Annotated in this window: 7 protein-coding genes and 1 pseudogene; 3 read left to right on the plus strand and 5 right to left on the minus strand. The window is 73.4% G+C overall.

Annotation, left to right across the window (positions count from 1 at the left end; all coding sequences use genetic code 11):
- Window positions 1-3: 3 nt before the first annotated feature.
- The 5 genes from ACFUJR_RS03485 to gabT form a co-directional block, all read right to left on the minus strand.
- Window positions 4-1,266, minus strand: a complete 1,263-nt coding sequence (locus ACFUJR_RS03485; protein WP_383450207.1) for an McrC family protein — start codon at window positions 1,264-1,266, stop codon at window positions 4-6.
- Window positions 1,250-3,712, minus strand: coding sequence for an McrB family protein (locus ACFUJR_RS03490; protein WP_383181094.1), 2,463 nt, complete (start codon window positions 3,710-3,712; stop codon window positions 1,250-1,252). Before ACFUJR_RS03490 ends, ACFUJR_RS03485 begins: the two co-directional genes overlap by 17 nt.
- The gene (locus ACFUJR_RS03495) at window positions 3,667-4,476 is read right to left on the minus strand and encodes a hypothetical protein (RefSeq protein ID WP_383450208.1); all 810 of its coding nucleotides are present in this window, start codon (window positions 4,474-4,476) and stop codon (window positions 3,667-3,669) included. The genes ACFUJR_RS03490 and ACFUJR_RS03495 overlap by 46 nt, the downstream gene beginning before the upstream one ends.
- A gap of 21 nt (window positions 4,477-4,497) precedes the next feature.
- A complete protein-coding gene (locus tag ACFUJR_RS03500; protein ID WP_383180161.1) occupies window positions 4,498-5,034 on the minus strand; it encodes a phosphatase PAP2 family protein in 537 nt (178 codons plus the stop codon).
- Window positions 5,035-5,365: 331 nt separating this feature from the next.
- A complete protein-coding gene (gene gabT, locus ACFUJR_RS03505; RefSeq protein ID WP_383180164.1) occupies window positions 5,366-6,700 on the minus strand; it encodes a 4-aminobutyrate--2-oxoglutarate transaminase in 1,335 nt (444 codons plus the stop codon).
- 215 nt (window positions 6,701-6,915) lie between these two features.
- Between gabT and ACFUJR_RS03510 the strand changes: the two genes are divergently transcribed.
- The 3 genes and pseudogenes from ACFUJR_RS03510 to ACFUJR_RS03520 form a co-directional block, all read left to right on the plus strand.
- Entirely contained in the window at window positions 6,916-9,324 is a 2,409-nt protein-coding gene (locus tag ACFUJR_RS03510) for an ATP/GTP-binding protein (RefSeq protein ID WP_383180167.1), read from the plus strand.
- A gap of 566 nt (window positions 9,325-9,890) precedes the next feature.
- A complete protein-coding gene (locus ACFUJR_RS03515) occupies window positions 9,891-11,450 on the plus strand; it encodes a PucR family transcriptional regulator (protein ID WP_383180170.1) in 1,560 nt (519 codons plus the stop codon).
- A 94-nt stretch (window positions 11,451-11,544) separates the two neighbouring features.
- Window positions 11,545-11,775, plus strand: a pseudogene (locus tag ACFUJR_RS03520) (EamA family transporter); the annotation flags it as partial.
- Window positions 11,776-11,886: the final 111 nt, after the last annotated feature.

Here is an 11,886-nt window from a genome sequence, read left to right on the forward strand (position 1 = left end):
CGGTCACCCGACCACTTCGCCGAACAGCCGGACCGGAGCCGCCGTCGGCTCCGGTCCGGCGAGTCCGTCCAGCACCGCCCGAAGATCCACCGGCACCGCCCGTACGACCGCGGACATCGCACCGTCCGCACCCCGCACGGACACCGTCGCCCCGGACGAGCCCGCGTCCCCGGGGTGGACCAGGGAACACCGCGCCGGACCCGCCGACAGCGCATGGGCGTAGAGGAACGCCTGATAGAGGTCCTGCGTGGACAGTTTCCGCTGATCGTAGAGCTTGTACTTCACGTCGACGGGCAGCCGGAAGGACGTACCGCCGCGCGTCCCCGAGATCAGCACGTCAGGCCGTACCTCGGAGTACGGCGCACCGGTGTCCTCGTCGACGAACACCCGCCGCTGCCGCGACTGCGCCTCGGCGCGCATCCCCGCAGCGGCGCAGCCTTCCCGCAGAAGCCGGGTCACGAAGGCCTCGAACAGCTGGTTCATGTCGATGAGGAAGGCCCGGGAGGCCAGCGGGCCGGCGGTGAACAGGTCCTGGATCCCGCCACCCGAGAGCAGCAGGCGTGCCCACTGGTGGGCGGGGCGGTAGTGCTCGTTCTGCCGGTGGTAGACGAACCCCGACACCATCGTCCGCAGATCCCCCAGCGGACCGGGCGCGTAGCCCGCGAAGCGCGCCGCCGCGCGCCGGGCCCGGCTCCGCACCTCGGGGGAGCGCGCGGTGCGCGCCGCCCGCTCGACGGCGTGGGCGCACAGCCGGTTGTCGGCGATGTCGGTGTCGTGCTCGTCGAACCGGCAGGCCAGCCGGTCGAGCCTGCCGTGGTGACGGAGCAGCTGCCGGTCGGCGACCAGCCGCCCCCGGACGACCGGCAGATCGTCCTCATGGGTGAGGTAGTCGCTCCGGACCCCATGGCGGAGCAGCCGCTCGGCGTGCTCGGTCACCATGAGCGCGACCAGATCCCGCAGGTTGGGGGCGCCTCCGCTGAAGGCCTGTCCGATCGGAAGGACCGCGCCGCTCCCGCCCCAGGCGTAGTCGAGCATGCGGAGCACGTCGAGGTCCCCGCCCAGGAACTTCGGCAGCACGCGCAGCTCGCAGGCGTCGAGCCGGACGACACCGACGTACGGTCCGGCGACCACCTCGAGCCGGTCGCCCGTCAGCTCCCGTACGCGTAGCCGGCCTTCGAGCGCTCCGTCCTCGAGGAGCCGCCGGTCGGCGTCCGTCAGCCGGATGCCGGGGAAGACGCGCTGCTCGTACTCACGCAGGGTCGGCATCGGCGTCGACCTGGAGTTCGGAGTACAGCGCGGACACGAGCGTCTCGTCGTCCAGATCGCGCAGACAGTACGTCACCGGGTCGACGACGGCCTCGCCGAGGAACGACGTCAGCAGCCCGTAGTCGTCGTACGCGTACTCCTGGAGCAGCGGCATGATCTCGTCCCGGACGATCGCGGCCAACTCCTGTGCCGTAGCCACCGGCTCGCCCCCGGGCAGCAGGAAGGCGTGGCCGATCTGCTTCTCCCGGTCCAGCATCCGCCGTACGCGGGCGTTGAGCGTCTCCAGGAACACACCCAGATCGAGCTGATCCACGTTGAATCCGTGCAAGGGCCTCGGGTCCGGGAGGAGTTCCACGAAGGCGAAGCGACGGCGAATCGCGGAGTCGAGCATCCGGATGGACCGGTCGGCCGTGTTCATGGTGCCGAGCACCAGCACGTTGCGCGGCACGGCGAACGGCTCCTCGCTGAGCGGGAGCGTGATGGACAGACCGCGCTTGTCCTTCTCCAGCACGGTGATCAGTTCGCCGAGGACCTTCGGCACATTGCCTCGGTTGAACTCGTCGACGATCACGAGGTAGATGTGCTCGGGATCCTCGGCCGCCGCCTCGCAGACGCGCTTGAAGACCCCGGCACGAGGTTCCAGGGCCAGCCCGGCCTGCCCCTTCACAGGCCGGAGGCCCTCGACGAAGTCCTCGTATCCGTAGCTCGGATGGAAGGTGACGAGGGTGAGCCGGCCGGCCTTCTGGAGCACGTCGAGCGTCGCGCGGTACTCCGCGCTCTCCGGCTCGGCCCACGGGGCGACGCCCGGGAGATCGTCCGACAGCGCGCCGAGCCGCTGCACGGCGTAGCGCAGGGCCTGGTAGGTCTTGCCGGTGCCCGGCGGGCCGTACAGGATCGCCTGGCCGCGACGCGTCAACGCGTCGTCCACACGCTGCAGTTCGGCATCGAGCGGCTGAAGGACGGGGGCGTCTTCGACGACTTCCGCGTCCGGTAGCTCCACGGCCTTGAGTTCCAGGCGTTCGGCGCGCAGCTGCTTGATCTTCGTCCAGAAGGCGGGCCTGACCTCCGTCACACGGTCCGGCCCCCACCCAGGGACCGGAAGGTCGAAGGCCAGCTCGTAGGAGGCGTCCCACTCGACCGCGACGGTGTGGCGGCGGGCCGGGCGATCGGCCCGCCAGCAGTAGCCGTCCCCGGTGACCCGGCCGACCGCGAAGATCTCGTCATTGCCGTGGTACCCCACGACGCGGTCGCCGGGGCGCATCTCCAGGAGCTGCCAGACGTCGGCCGCCTGCCGCGCGTCCTGTCCCGCGAAGCGCTGCCGTACGGCTCGCGCGAACTCCTCCTTGTCGGCGAAGTCGTGCAGGTCGCCGAGCCCGTCGAAGCCGACGGCCGCGTAGCCGTCCGAGAGACAGGTCACGTCGGCGCTGTCGTGGACGCCGACGGCGAACACACGCGGGGCCATACGCGGGGGAGCCCACCACGCCAGGAACCGGTACACGAGGTCCGGCGGCCACGCGCTCAGCCGGGGATGCTGCCGGACCAGCCACCGCAGGTACTCCTTGCGGGCGAACGGCTTCATACGGGCAGGAACGTCGTCGGAGAGCATCGCGACGTAGTGCCGCGTATAGCTGTCCGCGTACACCGGGACGATCGCTTCCGGAGCGTAGATGCGCAGGGTCTTGGCGATCAGCGTGTTGGCCGCCCGGACCGCGTCGATGTCGTCGATGGCAGCGACCCTGCCCTCGCGAGCCGCCGTCACCGCGTCGACGATGCCCTGCCGCACCGCCTGCCAGGCCGTGGCCGCGTCCGCATAGCCGGAGTCGTGCCACCAGCGGCCGCCGTCCTGGCGGTAGATGAGGTGCTTCTTGGCCGAGCCGCCGGTGATGCTGCCCAGCTCACTGCTGCCGTACTCCAGGGCGTGGCAGTACGGCGGGGGAAGGTCCGGACGGTTCTTGTGGACCCCGAGGGCGTAGCGCTCCAGCTCCAGATCCGGCCACGCCTCCAGGGGGAAGTCCCGGCGGATCTCCTCGGCCCGGCGCTCCGCCGCGTCGAGGACCACCCGGTGACGCTCGACGTCGAAGGCGTCGAGCGCCTCGTCGAGGGGCCAGTACGGAAGACCGTCGGCGTGGTCGGCCGTGACGGGCCTCAGAGCGCAGGAACAGACGCCGGTCAGGGGCCTGTTCCTGCCGTTGAACAGTCCGACCGACGCGGAGTATGCGGTCGCGTCCTCGGCGTCGAGCAGCCGGCGCCACGTCAGGCCGTCCTCGTCGGGGTGGCGGCCGAGGTTCTCGGAGTCGGTCAGATGGGGGCAGCCGGGGTCATGATGGATCTTGGAGCCGTGCGTCGGCAGGATGATCCGCCCGTTCGAGGGCTTCAGCTCGTGCGCGCGCCCGTCGAACGTCACCGAGTAGCGCTTGTCGGCGTCCACCATGAGTCCATCCGCCATGAATCCCCCTGGAGTTCCCACTCCCGCGCGCCCCCCGCGCGGACCGGACGACCGTACCGTGCGGCGAGGACGGGTCGGCACGGACGCCGGGCCGCCGCGTGGTCCGGCGCCTCAGCCGACCGTCGCCGCCCGGGTGGACAGCCCCGCCCGGTGCAGGGCACGGCCCAGGGCGGGTCGGGGGCGGTTCCGTCGGCGGGGGAGGCGAGCGACTCCAGGAGGTCCGGCGTGAGCCGGTATCCCTCCGCGTGGTCCATGAGGGTCTCGGCGGACGTGCCTCCGTCGTGCCGGACGTGGTCGGCCAGCAGGCGCAGGGCGTCGTCCCGGTCGACGAAGCGGCTCATCCCGCAGTCGAGGCCGTCGTCCTTCAGGTCCTCGGGGTACGGCGCACGCGCCCAGGCGCCGTTCTCGTACCAGTAGACGCACCCCGGTTCGTTCCCGTCGAGCCGGTCCCGCAGCTCGTCGTACGGGAGCCAGTCGGGGCCGCCCGCCAGCATGTCGATCGGCGTCCCGTGGCTCTTCACGTCGCTCGACTCGTCCTCGCCGAAGAGTACGTACCGGCCCTCACCGACGCGGGAGAACGTCCACCAGGTGCAGCCGCAGTCGTCGAGGTGGAGTCCCTCCTCGTCGATCCAGGTGCCGGTGCGGTACCCCCTGCTCTCCTCCGCCTCGGTGGTCGCCTCCAGCACGGCCACCAGTGCCCACCGGGCCCACAGCACCTCCGGCGACGGCAGGTCCCCAGGCAGCCCCGGTCGTCGAATCGTCATGTCTGCTCCCCGGCCGGTCCGTCACGAACGTGCAGCGCGACCGTACCGTTCGGCGACGACGGGCCAGCGGAGCAGGGGGACGCAGAGCGCCACCGAGGCCACGACGTCCAGGGGCCAGTGGAAGCCGCGGAGGATCAGACCGAGGGCCGTCAGGGTCGTGAGCACGGCGGCCAGCGGGAGCAGACGGCGCGAGACGAGGAAGGCCGCGCCGACGTACGCCACCATCGCCGTCGCCGTGTGGCCCGACGGGTAGTACCCCGCCGCCCACGGTTCCAGCGGGCCGGGGCGGGCCGTCCACGCCTTCAGGGGGACGATCAGCAGCGGTACGAGAGCCATGCTGAGGCCCGCGGCGAGGGCCTGGGCGCGTCGGCCGCGCCAGAGCGCGTACGCCGTCGCGCAGCCGAGGACGGGGAGGGCGACCGTCATGTTGCCGAGGTCGGCGCCGAGTTCGGAGAACCAGCGGGGGACGCGGTCGACCAGGGACCGGGAGAGGCGCTCGTCGAGGCGGGCGAGCGGGCCCGCCACGACGACCTGCCAGGTGATGACAGCGAACAGCACGACCGCCGAGAAGACAGCCGGACGCCCCGGAACAGGGGGGGTGGTTCCGGGGCGTCCGAGGTGATCGGGCTGCCGCGCGCCCCGGGGGGTGTGGGGCGGGCGGCCATCCGATCGGTGAGGAGTTCCGGAGCACGTGGCTCCAGTGGTGTGCGCCAGGGCGCGGGCAGGGCGGTGCTGGGGAGGCTCCGCCCTGTTGTCGCTCGCGGTCTCCTGCGAGCGGGGTGTTTCTCTCATCTGCAGAAACCGTACGGCAGAGAGAGGGGGACCGACAGCCGGATCCCCATCCCGCCATCGGCCCCCCACACTCTCTTCACACGCCGGGGCGAAGGGGTCAGATCTGCCCGAACGCGTTCTCGATGATGTCGAGACCCTCGTTCAGGAGATCGTCACCGATCACCAGCGGCGGCAGGAAGCGGAGCACGTTGCCGTAGGTGCCACAGGTCAGGACCAGCAGGCCCTCGGCGTGGCAGGCCTTCGCGAGCGCGCCCGCGGCCTCCGGGTTCGGCTCCTTGGTGTCGCGGTCCTTGACCAGCTCGATGGCGATCATGGCGCCGCGGCCGCGGATGTCGCCGATGGCGTCGAACTTCTCCGCCATCGCCGACAGGCGGGTCTTCATGACGGACTCGATGTGCTTCGCCCTGGCGTTGAGGTCGAGCTCCTTCATGGTCTCGATGGAGCCGAGCGCGCCGGCGCAGGCCACCGGGTTGCCGCCGTAGGTGCCGCCGAGGCCGCCGCCGTGCACGGAGTCCATGATCTCGGCGCGGCCGGTGACGGCGGCGAGCGGCAGGCCGCCCGCGATGCCCTTGGCGGTCGTGATCAGGTCGGGGACGATGCCCTCGTCCTCGCACGCGAACCACTGGCCGGTGCGGCAGAAGCCGGACTGGATCTCGTCGGCGACGAAGACGATGCCGTTGTCGTTGGCGAACTTCACGATCGCCGGCAGGAAGCCCTTGGCCGGCTCGATGAAGCCGCCCTCGCCGAGGACCGGCTCGATGATGATCGCGGCGACGTTCTCGGCGCCGATCTGCTTGGTGATGTTGTCGATCGCCTGGGCGGCGGCCTCGGGGCCGCAGTTCTCGGCGCCGGTGGGCCAGCGGTAGCCGTAGGCGACCGGGACGCGGTAGACCTCGGGCGCGAACGGACCGAAGCCCTGCTTGTACGGCATGTTCTTCGCGGTCAGCGCCATCGTCAGGTTCGTACGGCCGTGGTAGCCGTGGTCGAAGACGACGACGGCCTGGCGCTTGGTGTACGAACGGGCGATCTTGACCGCGTTCTCGACGGCCTCGGCGCCGGAGTTGAACAGCGCGGACTTCTTGGCGTGGTCGCCCGGGGTCAGCTCGGAGAGCGCCTCACAGACCTCGACGTAGCCCTCGTACGGCGTGACCATGAAACAGGTGTGCGTGAAGTCGGCGAGCTGCGCGGCGGCGCGGCGCACGACGGCCTCGGCGGAGGCGCCGACGGAGGTCACGGCGATGCCGGAGCCGAAGTCGATCAGGCGGTTGCCGTCGACGTCCTCGATGATGCCGCCGCCGGCCTTCGCGGTGAAGACGGGCAGCACGGAGCCCACGCCGCCGGCCACGGCGTCGAGGCGGCGGGCCTGCAGCTCCTGCGACTTCGGACCGGGGATGGCGGTGACGACGCGCCGCTCCTGCGGGACAGCGTTCATGCGTGGCTCCTGGGGTGTTCTGGACGCTCTTGTGGGTTTCTTCCGCAGGCTAGGCGTGAGGGAGGGGCGCGGGCATGCGCCGATCGGGAGTGTTGGGGGCGTGTCGTTGTCCGGTGTGGACATGGCGGCGGGGAAACCGCTCCGGGCCGGGCCTCGCCCACTAGATTGACGGTGGCACAGATGCGGCGACCTGGCTGGTCAGGGGGCAGGGGTTCATGGAGACCGAAGGCACGTACGAGTCACGCGACACCCGCGCGGGCGCGGTCCCGCGCCCCGCGGGCCCACCCGTGCCACCGGGACCCCCGGCCCAGGGCCCCGCGATGCCGCCACCGCCCACCCACGCCCCCACCCGCATCGGCGTCGCCGAGTGGCTCAGGATGCCCCGGCCCGCGGCGGCGCCCGGTGTCTGGCGGCTCGGGCACCGCGAGCGGCCCGAGCAGGAGCCGGACCTGGTGCCCGGCCGTCAGCTGATCACCGGCGCGTTCGTCGCGTACCTCTGCGGCTGGCTCCTCTGGTCCCTGCTCTGGAACGGCTATCTGGAGGGGTGGTGGATCTTCGTCGACGACTGGTGGCTGCTCCCGATGCTGTGGCTCGTGCCCGCCGACTGGCGGACCCCCGCGAGCCCCGACTTCGAGGTGTACGTCGGCGCGACCTACCTCTGGTACGCCGTCCTGCTCGCCCTCTTCGCCGTCGGCTTCGGGCGCGTGGGCAACTGGCGCGAGGTCTGGCACCGGTACGGCGTACCTGTCTGGCCCCTGTTCGTGCTCCTGCCGGGTGTCTGGCGCGAGATGCCCCGCACGGTCACCTGGATCACCTGGGTCTCCAACGTCTACTACGTGCTCCTGATCGCCGCCCTGGTCGCCGCCGTCGGCCGGGCGGGCACCTGGCCCCCGGTACGGCGGCGGCTGGGAACCGGCGGCCACGCGGCCGCGGGCCCGCCGCCACCGCCCGCCCCGGCCGCGGACCCCGCCGCATGGCCCGAGCTGCGTGACGCCGGACTGGCCGAGGCCGCCGCCCAGCTCGCCGAGGCCACCCGGCAGGGAACCCTGGGCGACGTCGACTACGCCCGGATCCGCCGCGCCTGGCAGGGAGTACGGGCCCGGCCCGAGCGCCTCGCCGCCTTCACCGACGCCGTGCGCACCCGCGGTGCCGCCGCCTGCGGCCACCCCTCCGGACGGCGCGACCTGCCCGTCCGCACCGCCACCCACGACCTCGCCACCGCCCAGGTCCGCATCGGCACCGCCGCCGACCACCCGCGCAACCCGTACGCCCGGCGCACCACCGGCGTCGCCCTGGAGCCGGCGGTGCTCGGCACCTCCCTCGTCGCCGTAGGGCCCGCGGGGGCCGGGAAGACCGTGCGGCTCGTGCGGCCCGTCGTCGAGGCGCTCTGTCTGCAGGCCCTCGCCAACCGCGCCGCCGTCGTCGCCGTCACCTCGCACGGTGCCGCCCTCGGGCCCGACGAGGCCTTCGACGTCGTCGTGTCCGTCGGACGGCCCGAGTCCACCCACGACCTCGATCTGTACGGCGGTGCCGACGACCCCGACGAGGCCGCCCGGATCCTCGCCGAGGCGCTGGTCGGGGACCTGGTCGCCGACAGCCGACGGGCCGCCACCGCGCTCGCCCAGCTCATCGGCCCGTTCCTGGCCGCGTACGGCCGCTTCCCCGGCGTGCCCGAGCTGCGCGAGCTCCTCGGAGGGACGCCCGCGGCGCTCGCCGCGCTGCGCGAGGCCGTCGCGGGGGACCCCGCCCAGCTCCGCGAGCTCGACGCCCGCCAGCGCCAGGCCGACCGCGGCGACGAGGTCGGCGTCCTGCTCGCCGAGCGCGTCGCCTTCCTCGACCGGCCCGCCTTCGCCCGGTTCTTCCGCACCGAGGGCACCGGCGGCACCGAGGGCATCGGCGGCACCGGCGGCACCGAGGCCACCGGCGGCACCGGCGGCACCGAGGGCATCGGCGGCACCGGCGCCACCGGCGGCATCGGCGGCACGAAGCCCCCGTTCTCCCTCCGCGCCGTCGAGCACCCCCTCCGCGTCCGTGTCGACCTCCCCGAGCGCGGCCATGCCGAAGCCTCCAGAATCGTCTCCCGGCTGCTGCTCGCCCAGTTCGCCGAGGCCGCCCTCGCCCGCCGCGACCGCTCCCTCTTCGCCTGCCTGGTCCTCGACGACGCCACATACACCGTCACCGGCGAGTCCGTCCGCGCCCTCCAGCGGCTCCGCTCCGCCAACGCGGGCGTCGTCCTCGCCCTGCGCAGCCTGGAGGACGTGCCCGAGGCGCTGCGCGGCCCGCTGCTCGGGGCCGTCGGCTGCCGTATGGCGTTCGCCGGGATCGCGCCCTGGGACGGCGGCCGGTTCGCCGAGACCTGGGGCACCGAATGGGTGCAGACCCGTGATGTCACCAACCGCCAGATCATCTCCGACGAGCCCCTCACCAAGGCCCTGCACTTCATGCGGCGCCTCGTGACCGGCAAGGCCACGACGGCGGAGGCCGTGACCGTACGGGAGGTGGAGCGGCAGCGCTGGTCGGCCTCCGACCTCGCCCACGCCGTCCCTGCCGGGCACGCCGTGCTCTCCCTCACCGACGTGCGCGGCGAGCACACGCCACCTCTGCTGGTGGATCTGCGGAGCTGACACCAAGCCGTTGCCGGCCCCGGCCAGGTCCGCAGGGAGCCCGGCCAAGCCAGCGCCCGGGCCGAGTCGGCGCCGAGCCGCCCCGGCGCTGGTCCGTGCCGGGCCGTCCGGCCTGGTCCGTGCTGGGCCCCGGCCAGGTCCGCAGGGAGCCGGGCCAAGTCGGCGCCGAGCCGCCCCGGCGCTGGTCCGTGCCGGGCCGTCCGGCCTGGTCCGTGCTGGGCCCCGGCCAGGTCCGCAGGGAGCCGGGCCAGGGCCGTCCCGGACGGGTCCGTGTGCGGCCGCCCCGGCCAAGCCCGGCGCCGAGCCGCCCCGGCCAAGCCCGGCGCCGAGCCGCCCCGGCCAGTTGCGCGCCGAACCGTCCCGGCCAGGTCCGTGCCCGGCCGTCCCGGCCAAGCCGGTGCCGAGCGGCCCCGGCCAAGCCCGGCGTCGAGCGGCCCCGGCCAAGTCGGTGCCGGGCTCGGGCCGAGTCGGCGCCGAGCCGGAGCGGGCACCGGCGCGCCCTGGCACAATCGGGGGCGCCGCTCGGCTGAGCGGCGCCCCCTCGCCCTAAGGTCCGACGGTCGCCAATGCCGCCCACCCTCGCCTCACTCGCCCAGCACTCGGCGCTCAAGCTCACCGTCCGCGCGGGTGAGGACCGCCTCGACACCCCCGTGCGGTGGGCCCATGTCAGCGAGCTCGCCGACCCCGTCCCGTACATGGAGGGCGGCGAGCTGCTGCTCACCACCGCGCTCACCCTGGACGCCGAGGACCCCGAGGCGATGGGCCGCTACGTGCGGCGGCTGCTCGCCGCGGGCGTGGTCGGTCTCGGCTTCGCCGTCGGCGTCAACTACGAGGACATCCCGCCCGCCCTCGTCGACGCCGCGGGCGCCGAGGGGCTGCCCCTCCTCGAAGTACCGCGGCGCACGCCGTTCCTGGCCATCAGCAAGGCGGTCTCGGCGGCCATCGCGGCCGACCAGTACCGCGCCGTCACGGCCGGCTTCGAGGCCCAGCGGGAGATGACCCGCGCCGCGCTCGCCGAGGGTCCCGACGCGGTGGTGGCGCGGCTCGCGGCCCATGTGGACGGCTGGGCGGCGCTGTACGACACCTCCGGCACCGTCCTCGCGGTGTCCCCCGAGTGGGCGGCACGCCGGGCCGCCCGGCTGACGCCCGACGTCGAACGGCTCCGGGAGCGGCCCGCGCCCGCGAGCGCCGTCGTCGGCGGCACGGACGACCGGGTCGAGCTCCAGTCCCTGGGCACGGGCCGACGCGTCAGGGGCGCCCTCGCGGTCGGCACGGGCGCGCCGCTCGGGACGGCCGAACGGTACGCGGTGCACTCCGCGATCGCCCTCCTCACGCTCACCACCGAACGCTCGCGCTCGCTCCAGGCGGCCGAGGGGCGGCTCGGCGCGGCGGTGCTCCGGATGATGCTGTCCGGCCAACCCGACCACGCCCGGGCGGTGGCGGGTGACCTTTACGGCGGGCTCCTCGACGCCCCCTTCCGGCTGATGATCGCCGAGACGGTGTCGGGGGAGCGGGAGGGCGAGCCGCCGCTGCCGGTGCTGGCGGAGGAGCTGGAGTCGGCGGCCGCCCGCGCGGGCGAGACCGTCCTGACCGTGCCCGAGAGCGAGGACCGGCTCCTGGTCCTGGCCGGTGACCGCGGCGCGGTCGTCACGGCCTGCGAGGCGTACACCGAACGCGAGGCCGAGGAGGCCGGTGTCGTCGTGGGGCTCTCCGCCCCGGCGGGCCCGATCGCGGCGGCGGCCGCGTACAAGCAGGCCGAGCAGGCCCTGTCGGTGGCGCGGCGGCGCGGCCGTGCGCTGGTCGAACACGAGGACCTGGCGGCGGGCTCGGTGCTGCCGCTGCTGGCCGACGACGCCGTCCGCGCCTTCGCCGACGGCATGCTGCGGGCGCTGTACGAGCACGACGCGACGGGCCGAGGCGACCTGGTCGCCTCGCTGCGGGCCTGGCTCTCCCGCCACGGCCAGTGGGACGCGGCGGCGGCGGACCTGGGCGTCCACCGCCACACCCTGCGCTACCGGATGCGCCGCGTGGAGGAGATCCTGGGCCGTTCGCTGGACGACCCGGACGTCCGGATGGAGCTGTGGCTGGCTCTCAAGGCGACGGGCGCGGACACGGAGGAGCGGTAGACGCGGCCCGAACTCGGCGCTTCACGGCTCCACTTCTGCCCGATACCGGGCAAATCATTGGTCAGCGGCCAGGGAAATCCTTAATCTCCTGAGCATGACAACCCCTGCGGCTGATCCCGCCTCCGAGGAACGCACCTCCACCGCCGCCCCCGGACGCCGCCCCAGCCGCCGCATCTCCGGCGCCGTCTGGTTCGCGCTCGGGATCGTGTACGTCGTCTGGGGCTCCACCTACCTCGGCATCCGGATCGTCGTCGAGACCATGCCGCCGTTCCTCTCCGCGGGGATCCGGTACGTCATCGCCGGTCTGCTCCTCGCCGGAATCATCTGAGTCCTTTCGTGGATACCCCCACCTTCAGGTGGGGGAGGAAACGAAACCCCTGCGGAGCGGGGCAGTGAGCGGGGTTTCGCTCCCAGGGCGAAAGACCGGGCCCTGACC

Source organism: Streptomyces sp. NPDC057271, from assembly GCF_042668715.1.
Lineage (GTDB): Bacteria > Actinomycetota > Actinomycetes > Streptomycetales > Streptomycetaceae > Streptomyces.

Bases quoted from the DNA above. Each gene is read 5' to 3' on its own strand.
- ACFUJR_RS03485 (WP_383450207.1), bottom strand. From the start codon at position 1,266: ATGCCGACCCTGCGTGAGTACGAGCAGCGCGTCTTCCCCGGCATCCGG.
- ACFUJR_RS03490 (WP_383181094.1), bottom strand. From the start codon at position 3,712: ATGGCGGATGGACTCATGGTGGACGCCGACAAGCGCTACTCGGTGACG.
- ACFUJR_RS03495 (WP_383450208.1), bottom strand. From the start codon at position 4,476: ATGACGATTCGACGACCGGGGCTGCCTGGGGACCTGCCGTCGCCGGAG.
- gabT (WP_383180164.1), bottom strand. From the start codon at position 6,700: ATGAACGCTGTCCCGCAGGAGCGGCGCGTCGTCACCGCCATCCCCGGT.
- ACFUJR_RS03510 (WP_383180167.1), top strand. From the start codon at position 6,916: ATGGAGACCGAAGGCACGTACGAGTCACGCGACACCCGCGCGGGCGCG.
- ACFUJR_RS03515 (WP_383180170.1), top strand. From the start codon at position 9,891: ATGCCGCCCACCCTCGCCTCACTCGCCCAGCACTCGGCGCTCAAGCTC.